The organism is Streptomyces filamentosus, from assembly GCF_014654895.1.
Taxonomy (GTDB): Bacteria; Actinomycetota; Actinomycetes; order Streptomycetales; family Streptomycetaceae; genus Streptomyces; species Streptomyces filamentosus.
The window spans coordinates 1,553,596-1,580,192 of the sequence record NZ_BNBE01000002.1 but is presented as its reverse complement, the minus strand read 5'-3'; the positions used below and the strand labels follow the sequence as shown (position 1 = coordinate 1,580,192).

29 protein-coding genes and 1 pseudogene are annotated in these 26,597 nt (G+C 71.1%); 7 read left to right on the top strand and 23 right to left on the bottom strand.

Annotation, left to right across the window (positions count from 1 at the left end):
• Positions 1-241 precede the first annotated feature (241 nt).
• From IE326_RS26050 to IE326_RS26040, 3 genes are read left to right on the top strand one after another with little or no spacing between them, the layout of a single operon-like run.
• Positions 242-1,558 carry an NsdA family TPR-like regulatory protein gene (locus tag IE326_RS26050; RefSeq protein ID WP_190043209.1) on the top strand — a complete coding sequence of 439 codons (1,317 nt, stop codon included), beginning with the start codon at positions 242-244 and terminating at the stop codon, positions 1,556-1,558.
• Complete coding sequence (locus tag IE326_RS26045) at positions 1,555-2,127, top strand: GNAT family N-acetyltransferase (protein ID WP_190043208.1); 573 nt, start codon at positions 1,555-1,557, stop codon at positions 2,125-2,127. The genes IE326_RS26050 and IE326_RS26045 overlap by 4 nt, the downstream gene beginning before the upstream one ends.
• Positions 2,128-2,140: 13 nt before the next feature.
• On the top strand, positions 2,141-2,629 hold the full coding sequence (locus tag IE326_RS26040) for a gamma-glutamylcyclotransferase family protein (RefSeq protein WP_190043207.1): 489 nt from the start codon (positions 2,141-2,143) through the stop codon (positions 2,627-2,629).
• A 108-nt stretch (positions 2,630-2,737) separates the two neighbouring features.
• Here IE326_RS26040 and IE326_RS26035 read toward each other — a convergent pair whose 3' ends face one another.
• The gene (locus tag IE326_RS26035) at positions 2,738-3,259 is read right to left on the bottom strand and encodes a GNAT family N-acetyltransferase (RefSeq protein WP_190043206.1); all 522 of its coding nucleotides are present in this window, start codon (positions 3,257-3,259) and stop codon (positions 2,738-2,740) included.
• 80 nt (positions 3,260-3,339) lie between these two features.
• Between IE326_RS26035 and IE326_RS26030 the strand changes: the two genes are divergently transcribed.
• The gene (locus IE326_RS26030) at positions 3,340-3,582 is read left to right on the top strand and encodes a hypothetical protein (RefSeq protein ID WP_190043205.1); all 243 of its coding nucleotides are present in this window, start codon (positions 3,340-3,342) and stop codon (positions 3,580-3,582) included.
• On the opposite strand, the gene IE326_RS26025 is transcribed toward IE326_RS26030, so the two are convergent.
• The gene (locus tag IE326_RS26025; RefSeq protein WP_229915626.1) at positions 3,572-3,988 is read right to left on the bottom strand and encodes a prepilin peptidase; all 417 of its coding nucleotides are present in this window, start codon (positions 3,986-3,988) and stop codon (positions 3,572-3,574) included. The two genes, IE326_RS26030 and IE326_RS26025, sit on opposite strands and share 11 nt — an antisense overlap.
• A gap of 196 nt (positions 3,989-4,184) precedes the next feature.
• Positions 4,185-4,661 carry a prepilin peptidase gene (locus IE326_RS26020; RefSeq protein ID WP_229915625.1) on the bottom strand — a complete coding sequence of 159 codons (477 nt, stop codon included), beginning with the start codon at positions 4,659-4,661 and terminating at the stop codon, positions 4,185-4,187.
• Positions 4,662-5,186: 525 nt separating this feature from the next.
• Between IE326_RS26020 and IE326_RS26015 the strand changes: the two genes are divergently transcribed.
• Positions 5,187-6,593: a DUF2637 domain-containing protein gene (locus IE326_RS26015; RefSeq protein WP_190043203.1), complete on the top strand. Its 1,407-nt coding sequence runs from the start codon at positions 5,187-5,189 to the stop codon at positions 6,591-6,593.
• Between the two features lie 161 nt (positions 6,594-6,754).
• On the opposite strand, the gene IE326_RS26010 is transcribed toward IE326_RS26015, so the two are convergent.
• Together IE326_RS26010 and IE326_RS26005 are read right to left on the bottom strand one after the other, a co-directional pair.
• Positions 6,755-6,928 carry a hypothetical protein gene (locus tag IE326_RS26010; protein WP_190043202.1) on the bottom strand — a complete coding sequence of 58 codons (174 nt, stop codon included), beginning with the start codon at positions 6,926-6,928 and terminating at the stop codon, positions 6,755-6,757.
• A gap of 324 nt (positions 6,929-7,252) precedes the next feature.
• On the bottom strand, positions 7,253-7,420 hold the full coding sequence (locus IE326_RS26005) for a hypothetical protein (protein ID WP_190043201.1): 168 nt from the start codon (positions 7,418-7,420) through the stop codon (positions 7,253-7,255).
• 80 nt (positions 7,421-7,500) lie between these two features.
• Between IE326_RS26005 and IE326_RS26000 the strand changes: the two genes are divergently transcribed.
• A complete protein-coding gene (locus IE326_RS26000) occupies positions 7,501-7,701 on the top strand; it encodes a hypothetical protein (RefSeq protein WP_190043200.1) in 201 nt (66 codons plus the stop codon).
• 54 nt (positions 7,702-7,755) lie between these two features.
• Here IE326_RS26000 and IE326_RS25995 read toward each other — a convergent pair whose 3' ends face one another.
• The 6 genes from IE326_RS25995 to IE326_RS41740 form a co-directional block, all read right to left on the bottom strand.
• Positions 7,756-9,003 (bottom strand): hypothetical protein, encoded by a 1,248-nt coding sequence (locus IE326_RS25995; protein ID WP_190043199.1) that lies wholly within the window; start codon positions 9,001-9,003, stop codon positions 7,756-7,758.
• Positions 9,004-9,240: 237 nt separating this feature from the next.
• A complete protein-coding gene (locus tag IE326_RS25990; RefSeq protein ID WP_190043198.1) occupies positions 9,241-10,482 on the bottom strand; it encodes a competence protein CoiA family protein in 1,242 nt (413 codons plus the stop codon).
• A 205-nt stretch (positions 10,483-10,687) separates the two neighbouring features.
• Positions 10,688-10,897: a hypothetical protein gene (locus IE326_RS25985; RefSeq protein ID WP_190043197.1), complete on the bottom strand. Its 210-nt coding sequence runs from the start codon at positions 10,895-10,897 to the stop codon at positions 10,688-10,690.
• A 573-nt stretch (positions 10,898-11,470) separates the two neighbouring features.
• The gene (locus tag IE326_RS25980; RefSeq protein WP_190043196.1) at positions 11,471-12,310 is read right to left on the bottom strand and encodes a DUF6292 family protein; all 840 of its coding nucleotides are present in this window, start codon (positions 12,308-12,310) and stop codon (positions 11,471-11,473) included.
• A 476-nt stretch (positions 12,311-12,786) separates the two neighbouring features.
• Positions 12,787-13,473 carry a transcriptional repressor LexA gene (lexA, locus tag IE326_RS25975; protein WP_190043195.1) on the bottom strand — a complete coding sequence of 229 codons (687 nt, stop codon included), beginning with the start codon at positions 13,471-13,473 and terminating at the stop codon, positions 12,787-12,789.
• Between the two features lie 97 nt (positions 13,474-13,570).
• Entirely contained in the window at positions 13,571-13,789 is a 219-nt protein-coding gene (locus IE326_RS41740) for a DinB/UmuC family translesion DNA polymerase (RefSeq protein ID WP_190043194.1), read from the bottom strand.
• 112 nt (positions 13,790-13,901) lie between these two features.
• Here IE326_RS41740 and IE326_RS42040 point away from each other — a divergent pair.
• Positions 13,902-14,196, top strand: a pseudogene (locus tag IE326_RS42040) (hypothetical protein); the annotation flags it as partial.
• Between the two features lie 577 nt (positions 14,197-14,773).
• On the opposite strand, the gene IE326_RS41575 reads toward IE326_RS42040, so the two are convergent.
• From IE326_RS41575 to IE326_RS25905, 12 genes are read right to left on the bottom strand one after another with little or no spacing between them, the layout of a single operon-like run.
• Entirely contained in the window at positions 14,774-18,496 is a 3,723-nt protein-coding gene (locus tag IE326_RS41575; protein ID WP_190043193.1) for a LysM peptidoglycan-binding domain-containing protein, read from the bottom strand.
• 8 nt (positions 18,497-18,504) lie between these two features.
• Positions 18,505-18,948, bottom strand: coding sequence for a pilus assembly protein TadG-related protein (locus tag IE326_RS25955; protein WP_190043192.1), 444 nt, complete (start codon positions 18,946-18,948; stop codon positions 18,505-18,507).
• Between the two features lie 8 nt (positions 18,949-18,956).
• The gene (locus IE326_RS25950; protein WP_190043510.1) at positions 18,957-19,388 is read right to left on the bottom strand and encodes a TadE/TadG family type IV pilus assembly protein; all 432 of its coding nucleotides are present in this window, start codon (positions 19,386-19,388) and stop codon (positions 18,957-18,959) included.
• Positions 19,388-19,795: a TadE family protein gene (locus IE326_RS25945; RefSeq protein WP_264923733.1), complete on the bottom strand. Its 408-nt coding sequence runs from the start codon at positions 19,793-19,795 to the stop codon at positions 19,388-19,390. The genes IE326_RS25950 and IE326_RS25945 overlap by 1 nt, the downstream gene beginning before the upstream one ends.
• A gap of 3 nt (positions 19,796-19,798) precedes the next feature.
• Complete coding sequence (locus IE326_RS25940; protein ID WP_190043190.1) at positions 19,799-20,029, bottom strand: hypothetical protein; 231 nt, start codon at positions 20,027-20,029, stop codon at positions 19,799-19,801.
• Between the two features lie 22 nt (positions 20,030-20,051).
• Positions 20,052-20,951 carry a type II secretion system F family protein gene (locus IE326_RS25935; protein ID WP_190043189.1) on the bottom strand — a complete coding sequence of 300 codons (900 nt, stop codon included), beginning with the start codon at positions 20,949-20,951 and terminating at the stop codon, positions 20,052-20,054.
• Positions 20,948-21,847: a type II secretion system F family protein gene (locus IE326_RS25930; RefSeq protein WP_190043188.1), complete on the bottom strand. Its 900-nt coding sequence runs from the start codon at positions 21,845-21,847 to the stop codon at positions 20,948-20,950. Before IE326_RS25930 ends, IE326_RS25935 begins: the two co-directional genes overlap by 4 nt.
• 1 nt (position 21,848) lies before the next feature.
• Entirely contained in the window at positions 21,849-23,411 is a 1,563-nt protein-coding gene (locus IE326_RS25925) for a TadA family conjugal transfer-associated ATPase (protein WP_190043187.1), read from the bottom strand.
• The gene (locus IE326_RS25920; protein ID WP_190043186.1) at positions 23,395-24,261 is read right to left on the bottom strand and encodes a CpaE/TadZ family protein; all 867 of its coding nucleotides are present in this window, start codon (positions 24,259-24,261) and stop codon (positions 23,395-23,397) included. Before IE326_RS25920 ends, IE326_RS25925 begins: the two co-directional genes overlap by 17 nt.
• Before the next feature lies 1 nt (position 24,262).
• A complete protein-coding gene (locus IE326_RS25915; protein WP_190043185.1) occupies positions 24,263-24,949 on the bottom strand; it encodes an SAF domain-containing protein in 687 nt (228 codons plus the stop codon).
• Positions 24,950-24,977: 28 nt separating this feature from the next.
• Positions 24,978-25,976 carry a hypothetical protein gene (locus tag IE326_RS25910; RefSeq protein ID WP_190043184.1) on the bottom strand — a complete coding sequence of 333 codons (999 nt, stop codon included), beginning with the start codon at positions 25,974-25,976 and terminating at the stop codon, positions 24,978-24,980.
• Positions 25,970-26,560: a hypothetical protein gene (locus IE326_RS25905; RefSeq protein WP_190043183.1), complete on the bottom strand. Its 591-nt coding sequence runs from the start codon at positions 26,558-26,560 to the stop codon at positions 25,970-25,972. The genes IE326_RS25910 and IE326_RS25905 overlap by 7 nt, the downstream gene beginning before the upstream one ends.
• Positions 26,561-26,597: the final 37 nt, after the last annotated feature.

Genomic DNA, 26,597 nt, shown 5'->3' with positions numbered 1-26,597 from the left:
CCTCCATGAGCTCTCCCACGTATCGCGATGAAACACACGGTGTCTATAACGTCACCTAGTGCAGCGAACGACTGGAGCGGTGAACAGGTCTTTTCCCCGGAACTCTGGCCGCCTCCTACACGCCCTTTGGCCGCCCTTTCGCCTGCCTTTTCCCTCTGACCTGGGGATAGAGGTGACGAACCCTCACGCGAGGTTGCCGAAGTCGCTACCGTGTGGCCATCCAGACGGTGAGGAGGTGGCCATGCGTGAACTCAAGCGGTTACGCACCCGTGCAAACCGCACGCAAGAGGACGTCGTACGGGAACTCTCAGCCCTTGCCCGACGCCTTCGGGCAGAAGGGCGCTTGAGCAAGACGCCTACGTTCACGATCCGCCAGTACTCCAAGTGGGAGAACTCCGACCCTCCTCCCTGGCCGCATCCTGACAGCCGGGCGGTATTGACCGCCTACTGGAACTGCCCCGTCGAGGAACTGGGATTCCGCCCGCCAACGGATGAGGAGGCGGGTCCTGCGGTTCTCACGCCGGTGCCTTTGGTGAGCCAGGCATCACCCGGTCCTCTCCTGCTCGCCGCCGGCTCCAGTCCTCTCACGGATGAGGCGCCACCCCCATGGCTGGCCGAGACGACTACCGGTACCAACCGCAGCGGCGAGTGGCGAATCTCGCCGGAGGAGGTCGAGCTGCTGTCCGGCGCAGCCGACGACAACTACGCGATTGACCAGCAGTTCGGCGCGAATCGACTGTGGCGACCGACCAGGGCTCATCTGCTCTGGACACACCACATGATCGACCGGGGTATCTACGACGAGGCTCTGGGCCAGCGGCTGCACGCGCTCGCGGGGAAGCTGACGACCTCGCTCGGATGGTTCTGCTACGACGCAGGACTGCAGACCCAGGCCCGCCAGTACTTCTCCGAGGCACTCAATGCGGCCAACTACACCAGCGACGACGTGCTGGCCAGTCGCACCCTGAGCAACATGGCCCGCCAGGCCGTCGACCTGAACAAGGGACGGGAAGCCGTGCGGTTCGCCAAGCTCGGACAGCGGCATGCTGAACTCTGGAACGCGCCGAGCCGCGTTATCGCACTGCTGGCCATCCGAGAGGCTCAGGGCCACGCGCGCATCAGGGACGTCTTCAACGCCGAGGCTGCCATCAGGCGCGCCTGGCAGGAGTGGGAGCGCGGAGACCACGAGCTGGACCCGGACTGGGCGCACTTCCTCAACCTGGCCGAGCTGACGTGTCTGGAGGGCATGTGCCGGCTCGACCTCGGACAGGTGGCTCGAGCTCAAGAGCTTCTCGCACGGTCTGAGACGCTTCAGGACGTCGCCCACTCCAGGAACCGCGGGATGTGCCTTGGCCGGCTCGCGGTCGCGGCTGTGCAGAACGGCGACATCGACCACGGCCTGGCCGCCGCGACGCAGGCACTCCAGCTCGTCGAAAGCGGGATGTCGTCCACCCGGACGACTGCGCAGTTGACGATCGTTCATGACGGCTTGATTCCCCATCGACGCGCCCGCGGCGTGGGGGACCTACTCGAACAGATCCGAACTCACGTCGCGTGAGCAAGCAGAGGAGAGTGCAGACGGTGGACCCGGAGTTCCAGCGGCACGACGCGCAGTCAGCGAAGGCGATGCTCACCGAGCTGGTCGACGTCTACGCCACGGTGTACGACACACCGCCCTACATCGGCGACCCCTTCTTCTCCGTCGACTCCTTCCGGAGCCGACTCGAGGCCGCATTCGACACCGAAGGCTTCGAGACGGTGACAGCCCGCCTGGACGGGCGGATCGCCGGATACGTCCACGGCGCCACCCTGCCCCACGACAAGCCCTGGTGGACGTCCCTCGGCAACCGGCGTCCGGCACCGCTGCAAGAACTCGCCCACTCCGGCGACATCTTCTGGCTGCGGGAACTGATGGTGCTACCCGCTCAGCAGAATCGCGGTCTCGGCCGCCAAATCCACGACACGGTCATCTCCGGCCGACAGGAGAGCGTCACAGCCCTGACCTGCATCGCGGACAACCAGCCTGCCCACGATGCCTATCTCCGGTGGGGGTACACGGTCCTGGGCCAGATTAAGCACGCCCAAGAGTCACCCGTCTACGACGCGATGTACCTGACCTCCCACTGAGACCGGAAAACACATGACACAAGCCATAACCACCTCCGCTGCGGAAGCCACTCAGCACCGGAACCGACTCTCGCAGAGCCCCGACGTGCTGTTCTGCTACGGAACGCTCCAGTTCGATGCCGTGCTTCGGGGTCTGCTGGGCCGAGTTCCGCAGAAGTCCTCGGCGTCCGCGCCCGGCTACCGTGCTGCCGCGCTCGAAGGCCGCGTCTACCCAGGCCTCGTCGCTGGAACGTCCGCCGACCTTGCCTCCGGGTTGGTACTGACCGACCTGAGTAGCGAGGAGTGGCGCATCCTTGACGCGTTCGAGGACGCTCGGTACGAGCTGCGGCAGTTGCCGCTGGCCAACGGTGGGCGGGGTTGGGCGTACGTCTGGCCCGGAGGCGATGTGCGGGTGGACGACTGGGACGCCGCCGAGTTCGAAGCGCAACACCTGGCTGCCTACGCGGCCCGCTGTGCGCGTCTTGCCCCTGGGCTGGCCGCGGGGCGGCCGAAGGGCGAGTAGGGCGTCGTCTCACCTCGGCGCTCTGCCCCTTCACGCCACTGAAGCGGTCCTGCCGCTGAGCGTTCACAGATGGCCCGTCTCTGGAGCGGAGACGGGCCTTTCTGGTTCTCATCTCCCGATCGCGGCCTCCATCGAAACAGATACCGCAGCCGTGCCGCTCAATGACCGTGATAGAAATCGAGCTGCTCCCACCGAATTCGATAGCGCATTTCTGGCGGGGGGTGTCATCGGATTCTCCGGGGGTCCTGGCACCGGAATGCCTGAGACAACACGAGCACCAAGCTCGGGAATGCGTTCTGCCTTACGTTCTAAGGCGTACGAGGGGAGGCCTCTTGGTGGCGACACCTTTCGAATGAGCTGGAAATTCTGCTGCTGGTAATAGGCAGCGAGTGCTGGGGAGCTGCAGTCCCGGCGTACGCGGCTGACGCCCTCGTGTGCAGCGCGGTCGACGGCCCATTCGGCGATGAGCGTGCCGAGCTTGCGGTGGCGTTCGGCAGGGTCGGTGACGGTACCGTTGAGGTAGTAGGCAGTGTCGGCGGCTTCGGCCGCGGTCCAGGTCCAGGGCGCGGACGTCCCCAGGATCGTGGTGCAGCCCAGGATCCGGTTGTCATGTTCGGTGAGGACCCACATCTCGCTTTGGCGCCGTGTGCAGTTGCTGGTCGCGACGCGGCGGGTGAGGGTTCGTCGGCCAGAATTCGCTCGCCGGCGGCTTGCGCGAGGCCTTTTCCATCGCGGTGCCGATGAGGCTGGCGAAGGCGGCGAAGAATCGATTCGTCTCGTTTCGGGATTCGATTTTCGTGTCGCGCAGAAGCTTTGGCCAGGCTTGGTTCATTCCGGGAAAACGTATTCCGGAACATCGGGGCCAGGCGGAAGCCGCTCAGGAAATTGATATACAGGAAGACAAATTACAGGAAGCGGTGTTTCCGGAAATTCCGGGTGAGGTCAGGACGTGACGGAGACCGCCAAGGCCCCGATGGCCATGTAGGGGCCGAAGGAGACGTGCGAGCGGCGGGCGCGGCCAGCCGCCATCCGCGCCACCTCCGAGACGGCACCGACGATGAAGCCCGCAGCCGCTCCCCGAAACAGGACCGTCCAGCTGTTCCAGCCCAGGAGCGCCCCGATGGCCGGGGCGAGCTTGACGTCTCCGAGTCCCATGGCACCGGCGCACGCCATGAGGAGGAACACGGCGGTGAGTACGGCGGCGGCGGCCGCTGCGCGGCCCAGGCTCCCCGGCTCGCCCGCCAGCGCGGCCGCGGTGAGCAGGGCGAGTGCCCCGCCGCAGGCAGGAAGGGTGAGGACGTCGGGGAGCCGTTGTACGGCGAGGTCGATCAGCGCCAGCGCGACCCCGCACGCGGCCACACAGTACTGAGCGGCGGCGTCGGGACGATGGTCACCTTGGCTCCGCGGATGGGGAGGTCTCCGTCGACGGTGAGCCAGGTACGGATGCGATTGAGTCCGTCCCACAGCCGCCGGCGTCCGCCCTGGTGCACGGTCGGTGAGTCCCGGCACCCGGGGCAGGGTCGTGAGTTGGGTGGCGCCGGCCGTCGCCAGGGGGCTACGACACGCAGACCGACACGCCGAGCGCACCAATGATCATGTAAGGGCCGAAGGCGATGCGACCGCGGGTGCGCCCCTGAAGCAGGTTCACTACGGCGCCGAGGGCGAACATCGTGAAGGTGCCCAGGAACACGGTGGTCCAGTTGTGCCAGCCGAGCAGGGCCCCGAGTGTGGGGGCGAGTTTCACGTCGCCGAGTCCGATGCCGCCGAAGGTCATGAGGGCGAACGCTGAGCTGAGCGCGGCTGCAGCGGCAAGGGAGCGGGCGAAGCTGCCGTGTTCTCCGGCCGCTGCTGCGGCTGCCAGCAGGGTGATTGTCCCGGCGAAGGCGGGAACGGTGAGGACGTTGGGGAGCCGGTGCACCTTTGCGTCGATCAGGATGAGCGCGGTGCCGCAGGCGGCGATCCAGTAGTGCGCAGCGGCCAGCCAGCCCGTCAGGCCGGTGGTGGCGACGAGGGCGAAGGCGAGCGCGGTCATGGCCTCGGGGAGACCGCGGGCCGGATACCAAGGCGTGCGGCATGACGCACAGCGGTCTCGGGGCGGTGCGAGGAGCCGGATGGCCGTTGGGGCTGGTGCGCCACACGAGGGGCAGGCGTGCCGGAGCGGTGCGCCGGCGGGAACGGTCCTGGTGAACAGCAGCGGACGGGCGACGGTGCCGGCCAGGGCGCCGGCGATAAGAGCGACGGTCGTGGTCAGCGCGGTCATCACGGCGGCTCCCGGTGTCGTTCTGCCCCGGCATATGCCGGGATCTCGGAGCCTATGCGAGCCGCCCCTACGGTTCGACGGGGTATCGGGGACCAGGTCGAAGGCAACGACCAGGTCACGGCGCGAGCAAGGGCCCTGATCGCGGTGGATGAGCTGGGGCGGCGCTCCTACCGTTCAGATTCAGAAGCGCGATCACCGAGAACCGCGGAGGGGCGGAGTGTCACACGGCGGCGGCTGATCGCACCTCTATAGGCGACAGCGCCGAGCGCACGGGCACGACGAAGGGGGCATGGGTCCATGACGATCACCGCCGATCTCGGGAATGCGGGGGCGGTCGGGGGCGGCCGTCGCCGAGTCGTGTGGACACGTGGCCGCCGCATCACCTTCGGGATCATCGGGTTCGGGTCCCTGCTGATCGCCCTGACCGGCTTCGTCGGCTCCTACACGGCCGTACGCGACCTTGCCGAGGAGAAGGGTTTCGGCTGGTTTGCCACTATTTTTCCGCTTGGGGTCGATATTGGCATCATCACGATGCTCGCCCTCGATCTCGCCCTGACCTGGGTCGACTTGCGGTATCCGCTCCTGCGGCACATCGCCTGGCTGCTGACCGTGGCAACGGTTGCATTCAACGCGTTCTCGTCTTACCCGGACATACTCGCTTCCTTTATGCATGCGGTGATCCCGCTGCTGTTCATCGCGATCACGGAGGCGGTCCGGCATGCGGTCGCCGTCGCGACGGCGCGCGAGGAAGGGCGAGAGGACTATGCGCTCTCGCTGGGCCGGTGGCTTCTCGCCCCCTGGTCGACCTGGCTGATCTGGCGCAGCAGGAAGCTGTGGCCGAGCACGATCTCCTCGTACGAGGTGGCCCTGGCGCTGTACCAGGAGAAGCTCGACTACCGCCGGGAGTTGCAGGACGCCTACGGCTGGCGCTGGCGGAGGAAGGCCACACGCGACGAGCTGCGGCCGTTGCGCCGCAGCCGTCTGGGATACGCCGTCCGTCCGGCAGCAGAACTGCGCCGTCCGGAGCCGGAGGACCTGGCCGCGCAGTCCGCGCCTACTGTGCCCACCACGCCGGGGGTCGTGCTGAAGAAGGTGCCGGCCGGCCATCCGCCTGCCCTGGCGGCATCCTCCTCGGCGTCGCCACAGCCGGAGGATGCCGCCGAGCACGAGCGCGCGCAGTGCCCGCCGACGGACCGCGCACGAGCCGGCACCGAGCCTGCGGAGGAGCCGCTGCTCGAGCACCCGCGCGAGGACCTCTTCGCCGACGGCACACCGGCAGAGCAGGAAGCCGAAGCAGCCGAAGCCGAAGACCCTCTTGAGCGGCGAGAGCCCGACACGGGGCAGGCCGGCCACACGGCCGGGGGCCAGGCCAACGTGGACGAGACCGAAGACGAGGAAGACCCCGCAGAAGACGAGGAAGACTCCGACGAGGGGGATGATCCCGCCGCCCCGCCGCCGACGATCGAACTGGGACCTGCTCCGGCGAACGAGAGCAAGAAGCAGCGGGCCGAGCGGATATACCTGGCGCACCAGAAGGCGGGCGTCGAGCTCACCCGCAAGGACCTGACCCGGTGGGCCGGATACCAGAAGGAGGGGTCGGGACGGAGCGCCTACAACGACCTGGAGCGCAAGCACGGGCCGATCGTGGCCGACGAGGCGGCGTGGGAGACCGGTGGCGCCGAGCTGGCCACGGTGCCGTCGTAGAGAGCGGCCGCGCGCAGCAGGCGGCACCTACTGGCGATCATGCCAGCCGCAGCAGGTCATCCCCCGGGACGGCGCCGAGAACCGGCCCACGGCGCTGACTGCCCCGCCCGTGGAGGGGCACGCTCTTCGCCGGTGCGGGAAGCCTTAGTCCGTCGGCCGGTTCACGTCTCGGGTGCCGCGCTCATGGGGCCGCACGACGGCTGGGTCTCGACCCATCCGCCGGCTGTGTGCTCGACCAGGTACCGGCGGGAGAACGGCGCCTCGCGCAGCGCGTTGAGCACCTCCTCCTGCGCGATGATCGCACTAGGCTGACGTGCACCCAGTACAGTCAGCATCACGTTCTCCGCGCGAGCGGAGGTGGGCCGCAGGAGTACGACTACGCGTGCCAGCCCAAGAAGTTCTCTCCGCGCAGGCGGAGGTGGGTCGCCTGCCGCTACCGGCAACGCCCAGCACCAGCAACGTTCTCCGCGCGGTCGTAGGATGAGGCGATGACGCGCTCGTCAGCGAACTCGTCCTCCTGTACAGCGACGCCGTACAGCACCAGGTCCGTCATCCCGTCCCTCCTGGGCAAATCCCACCACGGTACTCCGGCACGCTTGTGCGCGGTCCGGTCCACTGCTGCGCCGGGCAGCACCAACTACCTCTGGGCCGTCCTTGGTTCAGCCATCGGCGCGCATCGGCACGATGAAGCGGCGCATCGCGACCATGAGCAGGCTGGCAGATGCGAGGCCGACCAGCAGCCCGGCCGCACGCACCGCCAGGTCCGCCCCACCGGCAAGGTCCAGGGTGTTCGGGACCGAGACGGCGCCGGTCCATCCGGCACCCACAGCACCATGCAGCCCAGGAACAGCAGGGTGACCCGCATGCCGAGCGATACCCGGGACGCGGGCCCGAGGCAGCGCCGCGCGTGAGCGACATACGCCGCCCACGCCTGCTGCGGTGTACCTGGACGGTGGGGAGGCAGACGGCCGCACGAGCACAGCGCCCGGTGCTGGGCCTCGCCGGCAGCCGCGGAGGCGTCCTCGTCGATGACGAACTGCGGCTCATGCCGCCCGTCGTCGACGACGAACCGGGCATAGTCCAGCACGATGTGACGTCCCTTCGGTGAGGAGGACCCCCGGGCCCCGCCCACCCGCCTTCAGCGGGGGCAGGCTCGGCGGAGTCAGGGCAGTTGGCAGCCGTACCGTTCCAAGACCTCGCGGGTGCGGTGGTCACGCGGCCGGAGCGGGTGTGTCCCGCCCTCCTCGGCCGGGCCGAGGCGCAGCGTCGTACCCCCGCTGATCGGGCGGATCACCAGGGTCCTGCCCGCGACCTCGGACTGGATCGCGTCGTGGCGGTAGGGACTGGCGGCCAGGCAACCGTCGCTGAACTCACGCTCGTAACGCTCGAACGGGCCCGCGAAGAAGTAGCCCGCGACCGGCCCTTGCAGCTGCATCACCAGGTAGGCCGCCACCCCCGCGGCAGCACCCGTCAACGCGATCGTCCGGCCGGGCAGCCGCACCAGGCGCGGCCCGGCCCGGTGGACCCTGTAGGCGCCGATCCCTGCCAGAACGAAAGCGCTGAGCAGTATCGGCTTGAGGTGATCGGTGAGCACCCGGGCCTTCAAGGCGACCGACAACGGGATCGCGGCGAGCACGAGCACCAGCCAGCCGAGTACCACGAGGGTGACCCCCTGGACGGCGGTCAGCTTCTGCGGCCACGGCGTCAGCCGGGGCACCGCCTGCTGCTCCCGGCCGATCCAGCGGGCCGCGCCCTTGAGACGGGCAGACCGTTCCAGGGCCGCGGGCCCGTGATGGTGCTGCAGCAGCTGCAGCACTGTGGCACCGAACGCCTCCACCCGCTCGTGCACGGCACGCTCGTTGTCCTCCAGGGTGCGCAGGGTGCCCTCGCGGCCCGGCTGGATGCGCCAGCCGTCACCGCGGGCGAAGTTCTGGTTGACCCAGTGGCCCGGATCGGGAAACCCCGGCAGCGTTCGTGCCGTGCGGCCGTCGGAGAACCCGAGGGACGAGCGGGACGAGCGGTCGGGGATGTAACGCTCGTACAACCGGCGGCTGGTGCGGTGGGCGTGGTGACTTGCCTGCAGATCCCTGATCGCTTCGATGACGTCCACGAGGATCTCGTCGTGGCCGGCGGCCTCGGCCTGGGAGAGCAGCGATGCTCGGGGGATTGCCCGCCACACACCGCCGCTGCGATCGTGCGCGTGTTGCCTCCACATGTGTCGCCACGGACGCGGCCACACGACCGCAACCGGTCTGCGCAGCGGCGGCCGGTCCCGGGACAGATGGGCGCGCAGCAGGGCGGTGGCACAGCGGAGGTAATCCGCCTCGCACACCTGCCACACGGCCTTCGCCGTGGCCAGCCGATCCCGGTGCTCGCCGGGGTCCGTGAGGTCGTCGGCGAGGGCGTCCATGAACTCCTCGGCACGGCGGCGTGCCTCGCGTACGGCTTCACCCTGGGCGCGCAGTGATGCGATCGCCGTCCCCCACCGGGCGTGTGTCATCTCCGCCTGCCCTCCCTGGCTGCCTGGGCCGACAGTACCCAACGGCATCCGCCCGGGTCAGGTCTGGTCGCACTGCGGACCGGACCCGAACGGCCGGGCGCTCCCGGGTGGCCGTCAGCCCGCCAGAACGGGCCGCCGTCCCCGTGCTCACCGGCGCCGGGCGAGCCGGACCAGCCGTTGCCACAGTCGGGGCGCGGGCACGGGTGCCGACGGAGCCGACACGGGCGGCGGAGGACCGATTGGCCGCGGAGGCGGCACGATGCCCGCTGACGTCCCGGTCCCCGCGGGCGGCATCGCGCCGGCCGGGTGCTCCGCCGCCCCCGTCGCCGGCAGGGAGGCGGGCTCCGGCTCCGGCTCGGGCTCTGGGGGCGTGCGCAGTTCGGCGGCCTCCCCATCCGCGACCGCGACGGGCGAGGGCGCGGGCGACTGCTGTGGCTCGACTTCTGCTTCCGGTTCTGCGGGCGGCGTGGCGCGCGCGGCGTAGACCGCACGCGCGTGCTCGTTGCGCCAGCTGATCCGGCGCTCCTGGGCGGCGTAGAGGTCGTCCATCACCTGGTAGGCGTCGACGGGCCGGAACGCGCCCCGGGTACGGGTGAGCGAGACGAACGCGACCGGCACCAGGCCCCAGGTGTCGGCGTCGAAGGCCGGGCGCGGTTTGCTGATCCGCCAGTCGTCGCGGGGGTCCGACCGCCACTCCCAGTTCGTCCAGTCCTGGCCTGGCTGTACCGGGTGCTGGAATCGGCGGATGCCGTAGGGGACGAGGACTGCCTTCCCGTCGAGCCAGTACACGTGGCCGCCGGCCTCGTTGATGGCCTTCTGCCGCTCGTTGGGCGCCACCTGCTCGTGCAGTGCCTTCTGCCCCCGCAGCCACACGGGGTGCGGGGCAAGCTGCTGGAACTGGGCGAGGTCGCGTTTGAGGAACCACACATGCGCGGCCCCCGCGTGCTCATCCCGCACCGCGTGGATCCTGCGCCGGATCGCCTCCGGGCCTGGCAGTGCCGACGGCGCCTCGATCACCACCGTCGTGGTCCCGCACTGGGCCAGGACGGCAGGCGGCAGACCGGATGGGTGCTCAGGGTCCTCTCCTGGGGAGGCGGTGACGCAGTGCGTGACACCGGGAAGCGCGTGGATCTGCTCCCGCAGCTGGATGACAACTTCGTCGGCGGCATCCAGGAGCGCCTCCTGCTCCGGTCTGCTGCAGCCGTCGTTGCTGCGGTGTGCGAAGTGCGGCTGGACCTTCGCGCTCGGGCGCGCCCCCTTGAGGATCAGCCGCTCGCCGCAGGCGCGGCACCGATAGCGTCCGCCGGCCATGCCGGGCGGCAGGCCCTCGACGCCGTCGTCGACCCATACGGTGGTTCTTCTCTCGGTATCCCAGGCGCTCCTACCCATGCGGCTGATCATGTACGGCGTGGGCCGGCGCGCGCCAGAGTGCTCTCCGCCCGGCGGGCGCCACCACATCCCCGGCGCCGCAGGGCGGGAGATGAACTGCCGTGGCGTCCCGCCCGGCGGGCTCGTGCCAGTCGCAGCGCCGCCGATGGCCTCCAGGCTCGGCGCCGCCCGCGTCGTCCGTAGCAGGGCGGTCGGACCGGCCGGACTAGGCCGGGTCGCTGGCGCGTTGCGCTGAAAAGGGGATGTGGATCAGGCGAGCGCCGAGGTCGCGGCGCGGGCGCATGAGCATGTCTGCTGTCCTCGGCCCGGGGCAGGCCGGCTCGGAGACTGCGGTGGCGTGCTCGAGGTTCTTGACCAGCTCCCACATCTCGTCTTGCACGACGAGCGTGTTGGCAACGGCAGGCGACTGTTCCACGAGGACTCCTTCCGGAGGGACGGCAGGGGCCCGGGCGGGGCGGCTGGCGACGCGAAAGCCGGCGCCCTGGGAAAAGCTCTGTCAGGGTAGTTCGTCAGTGGCACCAGGTCCGGTGCTGCCGGGAGCGTGCTCGACCCGGCCTCGGCCCCGGCACGGAAGCGCGGGCTTTGCTGTTCACCGTTCCGTTCTGTCGGCCACCCCGCGAGAAGGCGGCGGCAAGGCTGGCGCGGTCGGCACGCAACGGCCCCGGCCGTCATGCACGGGGGAACGTGACGGCCGGGGCTCGTTCGCTCCAGCTTAATGATCACAGGGCGTACGGGAGGGCATTTCAGTCGGATTGGCGTATTTTCTCTGGCGGTTGATCGGTTCGGCCGGTTCAGGCCCGTGCTGCCCTCCTGCCGTCCGGAGCCTGCCCGCTCCGCGCTGTTCAGCAGCGTCGCGGGCCGGATCCCCCGGCACCCAGGGTGAACGCCGGCCGTGTGTGTGCGCCATGGATCCCGAACGCCTTGGGCTCGGCGGTCGGCGTCCTGCTCTCGATGGCCGGAACGCGCCGGGTCAGGGCTGACCGTACGGCTACGCGTTCTGGATGCCGGCGGCTGCGGGGTGCTGGAGGTAGGCGGACAGCGACCGTTCCAGGTCCAGGACCACATCCGTTGCGTCTCCGGTCACCGGCGGGTCCTGCACATAGCCGTGGGGCGGGCGCCAGTTCCGGCCGGGCTCTTCCAGACCCGGCAGCGGCTCACCCACGGGTGCTCCTCCCCACAGGTGGGCGACCTCGGCGGCGACGTCCTCCGGCAGTGCCATGACAGGGCAGGCCAGATCGCTCAGGCAACTGCCGAGAGATTCGTCCGGTGCTGCTTCGCGAAAGGTGAACCAGCCGCTCGTGTCCATCCACCCCACCACCCAGCGCAGCGGCTGGTCTTCGCCCGGCTCGCGGTCCTCGTTGTCCTCGCCGAGGGTGATGTAGATGCGGCGGTCCTCATCGACGTGCACGTCCCAGTCGGCGATCCGGCCGCCGCGGCCCCGGATGGCGGCGACGACGGCCAGGGCGTAGGCGTCGGCGGTCTGGTGGAAGGGCACCGTGCCCCACAGCTCCGTGGCCTGGTCCTCGAGCATGCCCCGCTCGCTGCGGATGAGCTGCAGCTGACCGCCGTCGGGAAACAGGTCCTGCAAGTCCTGGCCGGCCGCGACGTCCCAGCCCGTCCAGGACAGGCTGTTGCGCAGGCTGTCCATGTTGTACACGCTGCGGGTGTGGCCGTCGAGTGACATCTCCAGGGCGCCCCGCTCGCCCGGGGTCAGCCGGACGGTCGCGGGGCGCGGTGTGCGGTGCTGGCGCAGAGCCGATGTGTACTTCGCGCCCTGGTGGGCGGCACGGCGGGCCTTCTTGGCGGCGGTGGACTGTTTCTTCGGCATGACGTACTCCTCGGCGCGACGACCCCACGCTGCCGTCGGCGGTCAGTACTCACACCAGGCAGGGACCAGCGCGGGCCCCGGGAGACCTTGACCGGCAAAGTCACCGTGCGGCGTGGGGCGCCAGTGACGACGGCGGACGGCAGTACGCGGCTAGCCGTTGGATCATCAACGGTAGCGGGGAGCACTGACACCGACCCCGAGTGGGCGATCAGCCTGCGGGAACATCGGTCAGCCGCCGGTGCGTCGGCATGTACGGATGAGGCCCGCAGTGGCTTCGCGCGTGTCGCCGTCGCCTTCTTCAACCACCGGGTCGTCCGGGCAGGGATCGGCCCGCCCATACCCGGGGGCAGGCCTGCCAGGTATACGCGCACAAGGCGTCAAGCCGCCCCGCCAGCGTTCCCGCAGGCCCATCCCGCCACCGAGCGGCTCGTGCGCAGCCGGCGGCCCGGGGGAGCCTGTCGGCCGGGCGGCCCCGGTCAGAGGCTGCGCAGCACGGCGACGACTTTGCCGAGGATGGCGGCGTCGTCGGCCGGCAGCGGCGCGTAGGCCGGGTTGTGCGGCATCAGCCAGACGTGGCCGCCCTCGCGGCGTAGGCGTTTGACTGTGGCCTCACCGTCCAGGAGCGCGGCGACGATGTCGCCGTGGTCGGCGGAGTCCTGGCGGCGGACCGTGACGATGTCGCCGTCGCAGATCGCGGCGTCGATCATGCTGTCTCCCCGCACTTTCAGTGCAAACAGCTGGCCCTCGCCGACGAGGCGGCGGGGCAGGGGCAGTATGTCCTCGACGGACTCTTCGGCGAGGATCGGTGCGCCAGCGGCGATCTGGCCGACCAAGGGGACGTCGGCCGTCTCGGGGGTGGTGCCGGTGGGCGCCTGGTCGAAGCCCGTGTCACGGTGGGACCGGACGCGGTAGGCGCGGGGGCGGTGGGGGTCGCGGTAGAGGATGCCCTTGCGCTCCAGAGCCATGAGCTGGTGCGCGACGGATGAGGTGCTCTTGAGGTGGACCGCCGCGCCGATCTCGCGCATCGACGGAGGGTACCCCTGGCGGGCGACGGTGCGCTCGATGAAGGTGACGATGTCCGCCTGTCGGGTCGTGAGTCCGTTGGGGCCGGTGACGATTCCGGGCGGGCGTCCGGCCCGGCCTGCTGGTTCGGTGACGTGCATGGTGCTTCCCCCCTGGCGGGATCTTGCTTGACGTGGACCGTAACCCCGAAGCCGCATCAAAGGGAACACCAATTCGATGAATCGCCCCCGGTACTGGTCAGAGGGCGGCTCGGTAGGCGGCAGCGCGCAGATCGTCCTCGTGCGCGGAGGGCTCGGGCAGGCGGTGGCTCGTGCTCCAGCGGCCGGTCCCGGCGAAGGACAGCGTCAGCGTCAGCGCCTGGGGTGATGGCCCGCGGTGACGCAGCATCCGTCCGAGCTGCACGACCAGGAGCAGGGCGGAGCACACGTTGGGGCCGTCCAGCGCGTGCCGGGCCAAGGAGCAGCCGACGCTCGCGGAGTCGGGCGGGGGCGCGGGACGAACGGACGGCGGTCGGCGCCGCGCGCCCGGTCGCGGGCCAGGCGGCCGGCGTGTCCGCCGAGCAGCCGCTGGACCCGGCCAGCAGGAGAATGTGCTGCGCTCCTACGCCCGCCTCGCCGACCGCGCCGTGCCCGCCGTGTCCAACGCATGGGGCCGGGGCTGGGCCCGTGAGATCGTGATCCTGGTCCCCGGGTCGCTCGACGGCATGGACCAGCTCCTCGGCGCCCCCGCCTCCGGCTACCGGGCATCGCCGCCGGTCACCACGGGCGAGGCGGGCGGCTCGGGCGCGGCCCCCGCCGACCGCGTGATCATCAACCCCCGAGGCGTACAGGGTGCTCGGCTCGGTCGGCAAGCAGGTCGTCCTGGGCGGGGACGGCAGCGAGCAGACCTGCGGTGTGGCTGCCGTAGTCGTGGAGCACGCCCGCCTGCCGGGGGCCGCCGTGCAGGGCTTCCATCGGCGGCCCGCCGAGCCACTCCGCCGCGCGGTCGGGGGGCCGCGACCAGCGCCCCTCCGGGCTCGGGGACCTGAGCGGATGCGGTCGCGGCCACGCTGATCGTAGAGCCGATGCCGATGCGGAGGCCGGCGCCACAGCGGGTCAGCGTTCGCACGGCGCAGTATCTGGCCCAGGCGGTCCACGTTCGTGCCGACGCCGTGGTAGCGCGGGGCGCCCTTCAGCTCGGCGAGGGCTGTGGTGGGCGGCGGTACCTGCACGACCGGGGGCAGCTCGGCCAGCTGCTCGAGGGCGAGGCGGTACAGCTCCTCCGGGAGACGGTCCGGGCAGCGCACATGCATCACGGTGGGGGCCCGCCCCGTGAGCGCCTGGTCGATCGTCGCGTCGTCGTCTCCTCTTTCCCCAAGGGAATCGAGCGAATGGCCGAATGGCCTGCCCCGCCCGCCCCGCTCCGGCTGACGGACCCATGGCCCTGCGGGCCGGCGGGCGGCTACGCGATCGCGGTCCCCACCACCGAGTTCGCTGCCAGGAGCGCGTTGAGCAGGGCCACGGTCTCGGGCGAGCTGTCGAGCCCGGTTTCGGTCGAGATCCTGTTGAGCTGATGAGCGGTGCGTTCGAGGCCGGCCCGGTCGCCGGTCTCGCTGTAGATCTGGAACAGGTCGCGGTAGAGCAGTTCGGCCTGGATGTCGCAGGTGAGTCCGATGGAGGCGGCGCTGGCCGCGGCGCGGTAGTCGCGGGCGGACATCCGGCGCACCGCCAGCTCGTGGGCGACGTCGACGCTGGCGGAGATCATCTCCTGGATGTTGTGCTCGGCCCAGGCGTAGCGGCTCTGGTCGATGCCGGAGAACGGCCGGCCCCGTACGAGGGCCAGGGCGTGCGCGAGCGCGGTGTCGGCGTCCTCACCGCGGTGGTGCATGCCCTTGGCGTACAGGTCCTGGAACTGGTGCCAGTCGGCGGTGACGTCGGCGTTGAAGCTGTAGACCCCGTCGGTCACCGGCAGCAGGTAGGTGCTGTCGGGGGCGTCGGCGGGCAGGCGCGGGTCGCGTCCGAGCCAGGTCCGCAGCTTGCTGATGGAGGTGTTGCGGGTCTTGGCGTTCACCCGCTGGCCGGGCCAGATGGCCTCGTCGAGTTCGTGCCGGTTGCGTCCGGGGTGCAGCACGAGCCACGCCGCGATCTCGGTGAGGCCGTTGCGGCGATAGGACTCGACACGACCCAGCGCACCGACCACGTCGACGGTTCCCAGGACCCGGATCTGTGGTGCGGCCGGCGGGTCGGGCGGGGTGTTCAGCGCCGCGAGGATGTGAGAGGTGACGGCGGTGACCCGGGCCAGGGTCGGCTTGGAAGCCTGCACGGCTGCAGCTTCGGGCAACGGGTTCTGCCGCGGCGCCTCGTCGGCCGGCGGGTCTTCGGGGTGGGCGGGGCCGGCCGCGCCATCGCTGGTCTCGTCGAGCTGGTCCGGCATGTCGGTGTCAAAGGCGGTGGTCTGCTCGTCGAGGACTTCTGCGATCACCTCGTCGAAGTCGAGGGGGGCTTCGCCGTCCGGGGCAGAGGGCCTCACCTGCTCGTCCAGGTCTTCCGACGTAGGAGCGGCCGCGCTGCTGACGGCGGGGTTCAGGGCGCTGTCCTCGTCCGCCTGCCAGAGGTCCTCGGAGCCCTCTTCTTCCCCGAGGTCTTCGAGGGAGGGGGGTTCCCACTCGGGCTCGAAGCCGTCGTACCCCGACTCCTCTTCCGGGTGCGTGGTCGCGTCCGGTGCGAGGGCGCTGTCGCCGGGGGCCTCGGGCGATAGGCCGCTGTCGGTGGCCGTGTCCGCCTCGCCGGGTTCGGCCGGAGCGAGGGCGCTGAAGTCGGGCAGCGCCGTGGCGAAGTCGCCTGCGGTGGTGGAAGAGACGTGGACCGGCACCGCGCGGGACGGATGGCCGGAGGCCTGCACCACGCCATCGGCTGTCTCGGCCGCGGGGGTGTCGTCGGCCTCGGTCCATGCCGGGGCAGGGACGTCGTCGGTGCGGTTGGCCGTCCCCAGCAGATCCAGGAGAGGGCCGTAGGCGTGGGGTTCCAGGCGCTGCAGGGTGACGGTCAGGTCGAGGCCTGGCAGCTGGACCTCGGCGCCGGGGGCGGCGGGGACCAGCCAGGCGCCGGGCAGCTGGAGGGCTTCCTCGGCGGAGGTGATCACGGCCAGGGCGGTGCGAGGGCGTGAGGAGAGCAGGTCGGACAGCGTCTCGGCGTGCTGCCCGCTGGGGGCGGTCGGGCACATGAGGACCCGGGGGATCCAGGTGTCGCCGCCGTCGGCGGACAGACGGGCGGCCAGCAGGCTGTCCGCGCCGGCCGCGTCCAGGGCGCCTCGCTGGAGGGCGTCGTGCGCGCGCAGTTCGTCCAGCGCGGCGGCGAGCTGAGCGTGGTGCTGGATGCGGGCGGGGAAGACGGCCTCAAGTTCGGCCCCGAGCCCGGACAGCAGCAGGGCCGTGTCGTCGGTGAGTGCGGAGGAGGCGAGTTCGACCGCCATCCCGAGCATGACCGAGGTCACGTCTTCGGTGCTGCCGTGGAGTTGGAGCAGGCCGATGGTTTCGAGGTTGACCAGGACGGGGTCGCCGGCGGGGGTTTCGCCGATGCTGACCAGGGCCGGGTAGGGGGCGGTGATGTCGCGGCCCTCGTCGGGGCCGAGCAGGGAGGTGCCGCGGGCAGGGCACCACCACACGGCGGGGTCGGACTCGCTCTCGGTGAAGGGAGCGATCGCCGGGGCGGGCGCGGACAGGTGCAGTTCGAGGCCGCGCGCATCGAGGCGGGCGGCCTCGATCTCGGGCAGGGGCCGCCCGCTGCGGGCGCAGTTGGCGGCCAGGGTGCGCAGGGCCTGGTGGAGGAGGTCGAGGCCGTCGGCGGAGGAGTTGGCGCGCATCTCCTGCTCGAGTTCGGCGCTGGGGGTGTTCGCCTCGGGCATGGGGATACGCCGCTTGTGGCGCCGGCGGCGCTGCTGGTGGGCGCGGCGTGCGCCGAGCACGGCCAGGACGGTGGCGGCGAACAGGCTGGTGACGGCGGCTGCCGTGACGCCGACGCTCGGCCCGGCGTCCTCGCCCGCGGGCTCGGCGTCCGGGGTGTCGTCGTCGGCGGGAGCCGGCGAGGCCTGCTCGGGCGCGGTCTGCTCGGGGGCGGGGGTGGAGGGCATGGTGTCCCGGTTGGTGTCGGAGCCGGCCGCGTCGCGGTCGGGGGCGGCGGGCTGCTCGGGCGGGGCCGTGTCGGACGGGTCCTTCGCGCTGTTGTCCTGCTCGGCGGGGGAGTCGTGGTCGCCGGCTTCGTGTTCCTCGGCGGGCTTGTCCGGGGCGGGGGAGCCGGTGTGGGGCAGGGCCAGCTGCCATCCGGGGTGGATGTTGTCCGGGTCGGTGAAGGTGCGGCCGTCGGCCTGCTTCTTGCCCTGGTTGAGGCGGGCGATGTCCATGTAGTCCGCGGCGTTGCCGAGTTCGTCCTCGGCGATCTGGGAGAGGGTCTCGCCGGAACGTACGGTGTGCTCGCGGTGCCCGGCGTCCTCGGTGTGCTGCGCGTCCTGGGGCTGCGTGTGCTTCCAGTCCTTGGGCATGAGCAGCTTCCAGCCCGGCTGCAGGACACCGCGGGCGGAGAAGGTCGTGCCGTCAACCATGGTGCGCCCGTCGTTGGCCTGTGCGATCTCCGTCCAGCGGTTGGCGTCGCCGAGTTCCTGCAGCGCGATCTTCGTGAGGCTGTCGCGGGGCTGGACGGTGTAGCTGGACGCGGACGCGGACGCGGCGGACTGCGGGGCGCCGGCGGGCGCGCTCTGCGGCGCCGCGGCGGTCACCGAGGGAGCGTGTGCGGGGGCTGTGTGGGACGGGGCGGCCATGGCGGCCTGGGCCGGCAGCAGGAGCAGGACGCCGCCGACCAGGGTGGCGGCCAGCCGCTGAACGCCCAGCGACGGCATGGACAGGCTCGGCCGGCCGCGCAGCTGCGCGGGGATCTCCAGCAGGGTGCACACGGCGAAGACGGCCCAGCCGGCCCACCCGCCGGCCATCACCACGGCGAAGAACGGCGCACCGAGGTTGCGGGACGTCATCAGGGCGGTGATCTCGTCCAGGGAGACCCCGTGCGGGAGCAGCACGCCGGTGAGGAACCACAGCAGGGCGGGCAGCCCGGCCAGCAGGGCGAGCAGGGCCAGGAGGCTGGCCAGGCCGCGCGCGAGGTTCGCGGCGAGGCTGCCGGAGCGGCGGGGTGTCATGGCAGGCCTCACTCCTCAGGGGCGCCGACGCCGTGGAGCAGCTCGGCCGAGGCGTGGCCTTCGACGTCCAGCGAGGGCTGGCCGAGGATCTGCAGGAAGACGGTGGGGCGTTGGGTGGTGACGTCGACGGTGATGGTGGTGCCGTTGCCGGCGACGGTGACGGTGCCGTCCACGCCGGCGGCGGACAGGTAGCGGCGGGCCTCGGCTGCGGCCTTGCCCGGGTCGAGGACGACGGCGTCGCCGGGAACGGCCTGGCTCTCGTCGATGGCCTGCGCGCCGGCCCGGGCGGCTTCGGCGGCGAGCGCGTCGGCGTGCTCGATGTCGCGGAGTTTGCCGCCCAGGTCATAGGTGATCCCGAGCATGATCAGCAGGGGGATCACCATGAGGATCCACCACAGCGACAGGGAGCCGTCATCGGCGCGCAGCTGGGCGCGGAGCGGGTGAAGGCGCATCGGGAGTCTCATCGCTGGCGGTACCTGTCGATCACGGAGGTGAAGGACGACTCGACGGTCTTGGAGCCGAACCCGCTGCCGAGGTCGGCGAGTTGGACGGTGCACCGTACGCGTGCGGTGACCGCTCCGTACGCGCCGAGCGGGGCGGAGAAGCCGGAGGTGTCCACGGTCACGGACGTGCTCGAGCAGTGGAGCTTGCGTTCGGCGAACGCCGCCCGGGCCGCTGCCACGGCGCGTGGGTGGGCCTGGCCGGCGGTGCGGGCGAGGGAGGCCTCGCGGGCGGCGTCGGCGGCCGCGGCGTCGACCGCGTTGTCCGCGGTGATGATGCGCCCGGCGGTCATGGCCAGGGCGAAGAACACAAGCACGGCCGGGACCCAGAGAACGAACTCGAGCGCGATACGGCCCGAGTCGTCGGCCAGGTCCCGGCGCCACGGCGCCATCACGGGTTGGACCACCTCTCCACCGGGCCCGCCGCGTGCTCGGTCACGGTGATGTTCAGACCGAGCACGGACTGGGCCTTGCCGGTCACGGTGAATTCGATGCGGTCGGCGCTGCTGTGCGCGCTCACGCTGGGGGCGAGGAGGGTGTCTCCGACGCGGTCGAAGACCGCATCGGCCCGCCTGACGCCCTCGCCGGTGGTGCTGCCGTAGCCGCGGGCGCCAGCCACCGCCTCGCGGGCGGCGGTGGTCGCTGCGGTCTTGGCGTAGTAGATGTTGCAGGCGTCCACCACCAGGAACAGCAGCATCAGGACCGCGGGAAAGCAGATGAGCATCTCCAGCGATGCGTCACCGTCGTCCTGACGCAGCCGTCTCGCCTGGCGGCGGAGCCAGCTGGGGCACCGGATCACAGGTCACAGACCCGTCATGCCGTCGAGCTTGCCCTGGCCGAGGATCTTGAACGCGGCGATGGCGGCGCCGGCGAAGACGACCACGGCGACGATCCACATGATCATCGAGACGTCGTTGTTGCCGCGGTCGTTTTCCTCGCGCAGCTCGTCCAGGTGCCGGCCGAGTCGCTCGGTGAGGTGGAGCACGGCGGCGTGGGCGTGGACTGCTATCCGCAGGTTCAGGTTTCCGGTCATGATGCTGCCTTCCTTGCGTGGATCAGATGGCGAAGATGCGGGCGAAGGCCGGGAATCCGAAGAACACCAGCAGCACCATGGACAGCAAGCTGACGGGCACTACGAGACTTTCGGATGCGGCGTTGGCGCGGGCCTGGTCGTCGGCGGCCTGCTCGGCAGCCAGGCTCTCGGCGCGGCTGCGCAGGGTGGCGTAGATGGCGGCGCCGTCGGTGCCGGCGCTGGAGACGATGTCGGCGATGTCGTCGGCGGCCGGCAGGTCGAGCTCGTCGGCGATCTGACGCATCGCCTCCCAGGCGGGCGCACGGTCGAGGCGTGCGCGCAGCAAGGCGGCCTGGATGCGCTGGAAGACCCAGCCGCTGCCGACCTCCGCGGGCCGCTCCAGGGTGTCCTGCGCGCCGGCGCTGGAGATCCGTTCCATCGCGGCGAGTTCGGCGTACGCCATGATCGCCTGGGTGGCCTCGGCGCGGGCGCGCGCGGCGCGCCGGGCGAGCTGCCGGTCGGGCAGGAACCACATCGCCGCGCCGGTCAGCAGCCCGACCAGGCCGGACAGGGCGATGGGGAACTGGATGCCGGCCATCGCGACGATCAGGGTGAACAGGGACGGCAGCAGCAGGCCCACGGTGAGGTGGAGCAGCTTCGCGCCGAACAGTTCACCGACTGATTCGCCCACCAGGTTCAGGTTCTTGACCGGGATGGTGATGCCGGGCCAGTGGCGTACGCGCTCGGCCACCGCCTCGCCCGTGCGGGTGAGGAAGGGCGCCTCGTCCTGGTCGCTCTTGCGGGAGCGGGGGGCCGGGGTGCCGTGCAGGCGTTCCAGGGCGGGGCCGAGAGCGGGCCCGGACGGGAAGAGCTCGCGCACGAGCAGGAACAGGCCGGCGCCCATACCAGCACCGATGAGCAATGACAGGGCGAGCGGGGTCACTTGGCTCCCTCCGGCTGCACGGCCGGCGCGGCCGCGGGTGTGGCGGGGACGGCGCTGCCCATGAAGCCCGGCAGGGTGACCGTGGCTCCGAGCCGGTTCATCCACCAGAACAGGGCGATGACGGCGGCGACCAGCAGCAGCATGACGATCATCCCCAGGGGGGTTCCGTAGGGGGCGACCTGCTCCTTGTTGAAGGAGGAGGCGATGACGACCACGACGGTGATGGCGCAGATCCAGCGGACCGTGGTGCGGTGCTTGGCCCGGTGGGCCTCGGTGTCACGGCGGCGGCGGACGATGTCCTTGGTCCGGGCCGCCATGTCGGACAGGACATCGGCCAGGCCCGGGCCGCGGTCGCGGATGCGCAGCAGCAGGGCCGCGGCGACCAGGTCGGCCCGCGGGTCGCCCAGGGCCCGGGCGAACGCGGTCAGGGCCTCGCGCGGCTCCATGCGCGAGTGCAGCCGCACGGCAAGGTCGGCGACCTCCCGCTCGATCGCCTTGGGCGCGGTGCGTACCGAGGTGGCGATCGCGTCCTCGATGCCGGTACCGGTCATGACCAGGTCGGACAGGCGCTGGGTCCACTGGGCGAGCGCTTCGAGGCGCTCGATCTGCTCGGTCGCGGTCCGGTTGGGGTTCAGCAGCCACGGCAGGAAGAACACCGCCAGAGCCGTGAGCAGCGCCGAGGGCAGCCAGCCGGTGACCGTCCAGGTGAGCATGGCTCCGCCGGCGGCGCCGGCGAGCTGCAGGCGCAGGACGCGGCGGGCCCGGGGCGGACGGGCGGTGCGGACCTTCACCGGGCGGGCGGCAGCCGGGGCGCGAGTGCCGCGCACCCCGGCGACGACCAGCAGCAGGCCGGCCACCGCACCGGCGGCGGCGAATCCGGCAATCAGCATCCCCATCTCAGGCCACCTTGCCGTTCGGGCGGGCCGTCCAGGCCCCGATGTTCTGGTACGTGGACAGCCACTCCGGGTGGAATCCCGCCTGGAGCAGGTCGTCGAGGCAGGCGGGCTGGATGCCGGTGGGCACCGCGCGCCCGTCGGGGCCGGGGCTGTAGATCCGGTTGAAGGACGGCGCGCCGGTCAGTTCGCTGAACTCGCCGGTGACTTCCAGCACCTGGTGGACGAACCGTTCCTTCGTGCCGCCGTGCTCGGTGCGGTCGTCCATGTGGATGTGCACGACGAAGTCCAGTGCCATGGCGGCGGTGAGGTAGGCGAGTTCCTGCGTCATGCCGCCGCCGTGCTGGATGCACAGCTGGGCGATCCGGGCGAAGACCGCGTCGGCCCGCTTGACGTGGATGGTGCACATCGAGCCGCCCTCGCCGGCACTCATGGCCTGCAGCATCGGCACGATCTCCCTCGAGCGGACCTCGCCGACGATCATGCGGCGCAGCATCATGCGCAGCGACGGCGCGATCAGGTCGGCCAGCTCGATCTCGCCGGCGTCCCGCCCGTCGACCCGTTCCCCGTTGCCCTCGCGGGCCTCCATCGGCACGACCTGCTGAAGGTGGCCGATCTCGTGCAGGAACAGCTCGTACTCGGTCTCCAGGGTGCCGACCCGCTCCTGGGGGTCGATCTCGCGGGCGAGCGCGATGAGCATGGTCGTCTTGCCGACGCCCTGCGTCCCGCTGATCATGATGTTCTTGCGGGCGGCCATCGCGGCCTTGAGGAAGTGCATCAGGCTCGCGTCGATGGTGCCGAGTTCCACCAGCTTCTCCAGGCTGGCGTCGCGCACCCGCTGCTTGCGGATGACGACGTAGGGCCGCGGCGTGACCTCAGTCAGCGCCTGCAGACGCGAAGTGTCCGACAGGCGCAGGGCCAGCGTGGGCGAGGCCTTGGACAGGCTGCGCTCACCGGCTCCGTGGCGCCGTGCAAGCATCTGCAGCAGCTCGACGAGCTCCTCGTCGGACTCGGCGATCGGAGCGACCTTGCGGTTGGGCTGGTCCGCGTAGTCCACCCACACGTCATCGCAGCCGTTGATCAGGATGTTCTCCACCGCGTCGTCGTCCAGATAGGGCTGGAGCCGACCGTGGGCGAACTGCAGGTCGAAGACGGCCTGGGCCAGGCTCGTCTCGTCCGCGGACGTCGGCGAGATCTGCCGAGCCGCGGAGAAGTCGGCGGCCCAGCGCGCCACGAGGTCCTGGATGATCTCCCAGCCGCGCTGCTCGGCCTCCTCGGCCGACATCTCCGTGCCGGCCGACTCCTTGTACGTCTGGTACTCCGGCGCGATCCGCGCGCTGAGCTCGTCCCGCAGGGACCGCACCGTGGCCCAGTCCCACAGCGCCGCGCGGCCGGCGGCCCTGGGCGCGCCGGGCAGCACCGCCGGGGTGTGCTCGGCCGGCGCGGCCGTTCCGCCGTCCGCTGCGACGGGAACGTCGGCCGGCGTGCCGGAAGGCGAGAGGGACGCAAACTGGCCCGGCCCGGGGGAGGTGGCCCCCGGGAACAGCGGCCTACCGCGCTGAGTCATGAGCGGCTCCCTTCGTCAGACGGCGCAGGACGGTGGACGGGCGCAGCTCGGCCGGGGCGTGCAGCCGCAGGTGCTCCTGCACGGCCAGGGCCTGGAGCATGCGGGCCATCTCCGCGCCCTTACGCATCAGCGGCGCGCCGGCGAAACCGCGGCCGCCGTCGCCGCCGTGGGTCAGGACACGGGCGGCCTTCTCGTCGAACGGCAGCTCCGCGAAGATCGGCAACTGGAGCTGCTCGGCGACATCGCGTGCCCGGTAGGGGCCTTCGCCGATCACGACGAGGCCGATGCGGCTGCTGTCGCGTCCGTGCAACTGCAGCGCCGCGCGCAGGGCCTCGACCCTGGGCTTGGCCGCGTGGACGGCGCGCAGCGTGGTGCGGACCACGATGGCGGTCAGGTCGGCGCTGCGGGCCAGGGCGCTGGCGGCGCCCGCGGCGCCGGAGCGGCCGAGGTCGACGAGGATGTCGTATCCGCTCTCGCGCTGCTCTAGGTCGCGGAACAGCTGGGCAAGGCGGGGCCAGGTCTGGTGCAGGCCCGCGGCCTGGGCCGGGCTGGCCAGTCCGGGCAGCAGCAGCCGGTTGGCGTCCGTCTCCGGCTCGGACAGGTTCAGCAGCTGCTGCCAGAACACCTCCTCCAGGTGGCCGCGGCGGTCGGCGATCTGCAGGTGGTGCAGGCCGTGGTCGCCGAAGACGCGCGACTCGAGGTAGCCGGCCGCCACCGACCCGCCGTCCGGGTCGCATTCGGCCAGCACAACCCGCCGGCCGCCCTGCAGCGGCCAGGTCAGCAGGGCGGTGAGGGCGGTTGTGGTGGCGCCGGGCCCGCCGCTGGCGCCGCAGAACGCGATGACGGCCATCTCAGCCCTCCGCCGGGACGATCGACAAGGTGACCTCTCCGGCCGCGGCCCAGATGGCCAGCCGGGTGCCGTCGAGCTGGGTGACGGCGAGGTCGACCACGCGGGCGCCGGAGTTGTCCGGGCGGCCCACCTCGATCACCGTGGCCTGCATCGACTGCCCGGTCGCCTTGTCGTCATCGTCTGCTCCGGCCGCCGAGTCCTTCGGCGTGTGGATCACCTTGACCTTCTGGCCCGGGCTCAGCCGGGTCGCCAGAAGCCGCGAGGGGGTGAGCGAGACACCCACCAGCTGCTCCCCGGCCTTGACGAGGGGCTCGTCCGTCACCGACGCGCGGGTCAGCAGGCTGCCGCGGGCCAGGCCCACCGTGGTGCGCTTGCCGATCAGCTTGGTCAGGTCGCGGGCCGGAACAGGGGTGAGCGCCGGATCGGTGGCGATCTGTGCTTCGACGAGGTCTTCGGCCTTCAGCTCGGCGCCCATGGGCACGTCCCGGGCGACGGCGACGACCGGCTCGCGGTGGCTGGTCTCCGTGTACAGCCAGCCGCCTGCGGCACCGGATATGCAGATCACGGCCACGCCGAGCGCTATCCAGCTGGAGCGGCGCCGGCGCACGACGTGCTGGCGCACCAGGGACTGGGGAGCCGGCGCCGGGGGCGCAGTGTCGGGTGCTGACGGCTTGGCGGTGGTGCTCATGGGCGGCTTCCTTCGCGGTGCGGGAGCATCAGGGCTTGGCGACGGCCTGGGCCTCGCCGATGGTGATCTGAGCGGGCTCGGCCTCCCGCGTGGTGGTGATGTCGCCTTCCTGGCCGCCGCCGGCCCAGTGGACGACCCAGGTCGTGGTCGCCTTGACGGTGAAGGCGTTGTCCGGCTGGGAGGCGGATGTCTTGGTGTAGCGGTAGCCGCAGTCAGGGCTGGTCCGTCCGCCGAACCGCTTCTCGTACGGTGTGCCTGCGGTGGTGCACACCTCGGAGCCGCCGTCCCCCATCACGTATTCGATCTTCTTCACGGTGGCGGTCGCGGTGACGGTGATGCCGGGCGCGGAGGCGCTGTCGGTGACGGGCCCCCAGGTGCGCGGGGTCTTGTTGTTCCAGATCCACACGGGCATGCCGACCAGGCCGGTCTTGCCGGCCCCCGGTGCGGTGCGGATGTCGGCGCCCAGCAGGCGCATCTTCTTGATCGCTTCCTGGGCGAGTTCCTCGGGGGTGGGACCGCCGCCGAACCCGGGCGGCGGGTTCAGGGACCAGGTGCTGCCGCCCATGAGTTCCCGCCCCGCGCCGGGGCAGGTCACGTTGTAGACCTTGCCCTTGGCCCGCTCGGCGCCGCTGTCGGGCGCCGCGGTGCCCCATTCCCAGTCGGCAGCGTCCTTGGCCGGCTGCGGTTCGAGGAGCTCCCAGTAGCACTGGCCGACCGGGTTGAACCAGCCCATGTCCTCGTCGTGGCAGGGCACCTCACCGATGTTGTCCCACTCGATGTAGCACTTGGCGGACCCGCCGCCGCCCCCGCTCGGCTTGCCGCCCGGTCTGGGCTTGTCCGGCTTGCCCTGGCCGCCGCCCCCGCCCGCGTTGATGTCGCAGTCGGGGACGAGCTCGGGGCACGTGACGCCGCCGCTGGGCTTGCCGCCGCCCTCGGCGGAGGCCGGAGCGGCGAGAAGGCCCAGGTGGAGGGGAACGGCCGCGGCGGCGGCCGCGAGGAGCACCCCGCGGCCGCGCAGGCTCAGCATGTCGACCCCTTGTCGATCGTGGAGTCGGTGATCATCCACCTGCCGCTGCTGTACTGGGCCTTGGACGTCTGCACCTTGCGCCGGCTGGTGCTGTCGAGCTCGGACTTCTCGCCCGTCTTGCGGTTCTCGGGCACGAAGTTCGTGCTGTCGACGCAGTCGACGATCACCGCGCTCTTCGACGCGCCACCGAGGCTGAGCGTGACCTTCGGGTCGTCCTCCAGCTTCGGCTTGCCCTTCACCACCAGGTCGTTGTTCTGGTAGTAGAAGGCCGCGGCGCGCACCTTCGCCAAGGCCTTGTCGGCGGCGTACTTCTCCAGCTGCGAGCCCTTGAACGACCCGCTGCCGTAGATCTTCACCTGCTCCGCCCACATACCGCGGTAGGCCGCAAGAACCTGCTCCCTGGCCTGCTGTTCCGGATCGGCGGAAGGAGACGCGCTGGTGGCGGGTGCGGCAGACGTCTTCTTGGCGACCGGGGTGTCGGAATCGGTGCCACAGCCGGCCAGGAGCACGGCGGCACCCAGACCCAACGCGGCCGCCGTACGGATCTTCTCGGCCTTCGAGACGCCTACCTTGGACAGTGCCATTGACATATCCCCCTCATTCGTGGTCGTGGAAGTGCAC

Bases quoted from the DNA above. Each gene is read 5' to 3' on its own strand.
- IE326_RS26050 (WP_190043209.1), top strand. From the start codon at position 242: ATGCGTGAACTCAAGCGGTTACGCACCCGTGCAAACCGCACGCAAGAG.
- IE326_RS26040 (WP_190043207.1), top strand. From the start codon at position 2,141: ATGACACAAGCCATAACCACCTCCGCTGCGGAAGCCACTCAGCACCGG.
- IE326_RS26035 (WP_190043206.1), bottom strand. From the start codon at position 3,259: ATGTGGGTCCTCACCGAACATGACAACCGGATCCTGGGCTGCACCACG.
- IE326_RS26020 (WP_229915625.1), bottom strand. From the start codon at position 4,661: ATGACCGCGCTCGCCTTCGCCCTCGTCGCCACCACCGGCCTGACGGGC.
- IE326_RS26015 (WP_190043203.1), top strand. From the start codon at position 5,187: ATGACGATCACCGCCGATCTCGGGAATGCGGGGGCGGTCGGGGGCGGC.
- IE326_RS26010 (WP_190043202.1), bottom strand. From the start codon at position 6,928: ATGCTGACTGTACTGGGTGCACGTCAGCCTAGTGCGATCATCGCGCAG.
- IE326_RS25995 (WP_190043199.1), bottom strand. From the start codon at position 9,003: ATGGACGCCCTCGCCGACGACCTCACGGACCCCGGCGAGCACCGGGAT.
- IE326_RS25990 (WP_190043198.1), bottom strand. From the start codon at position 10,482: ATGGGTAGGAGCGCCTGGGATACCGAGAGAAGAACCACCGTATGGGTC.
- IE326_RS25980 (WP_190043196.1), bottom strand. From the start codon at position 12,310: ATGCCGAAGAAACAGTCCACCGCCGCCAAGAAGGCCCGCCGTGCCGCC.
- lexA (WP_190043195.1), bottom strand. From the start codon at position 13,473: ATGCACGTCACCGAACCAGCAGGCCGGGCCGGACGCCCGCCCGGAATC.
- IE326_RS41575 (WP_190043193.1), bottom strand. From the start codon at position 18,496: ATGACACCCCGCCGCTCCGGCAGCCTCGCCGCGAACCTCGCGCGCGGC.
- IE326_RS25955 (WP_190043192.1), bottom strand. From the start codon at position 18,948: ATGCGCCTTCACCCGCTCCGCGCCCAGCTGCGCGCCGATGACGGCTCC.
- IE326_RS25950 (WP_190043510.1), bottom strand. From the start codon at position 19,388: ATGGCGCCGTGGCGCCGGGACCTGGCCGACGACTCGGGCCGTATCGCG.
- IE326_RS25940 (WP_190043190.1), bottom strand. From the start codon at position 20,029: ATGACCGGAAACCTGAACCTGCGGATAGCAGTCCACGCCCACGCCGCC.
- IE326_RS25930 (WP_190043188.1), bottom strand. From the start codon at position 21,847: ATGGGGATGCTGATTGCCGGATTCGCCGCCGCCGGTGCGGTGGCCGGC.
- IE326_RS25925 (WP_190043187.1), bottom strand. From the start codon at position 23,411: ATGACTCAGCGCGGTAGGCCGCTGTTCCCGGGGGCCACCTCCCCCGGG.
- IE326_RS25920 (WP_190043186.1), bottom strand. From the start codon at position 24,261: ATGGCCGTCATCGCGTTCTGCGGCGCCAGCGGCGGGCCCGGCGCCACC.
- IE326_RS25915 (WP_190043185.1), bottom strand. From the start codon at position 24,949: ATGAGCACCACCGCCAAGCCGTCAGCACCCGACACTGCGCCCCCGGCG.
- IE326_RS25910 (WP_190043184.1), bottom strand. From the start codon at position 25,976: ATGCTGAGCCTGCGCGGCCGCGGGGTGCTCCTCGCGGCCGCCGCCGCG.
- IE326_RS25905 (WP_190043183.1), bottom strand. From the start codon at position 26,560: ATGGCACTGTCCAAGGTAGGCGTCTCGAAGGCCGAGAAGATCCGTACG.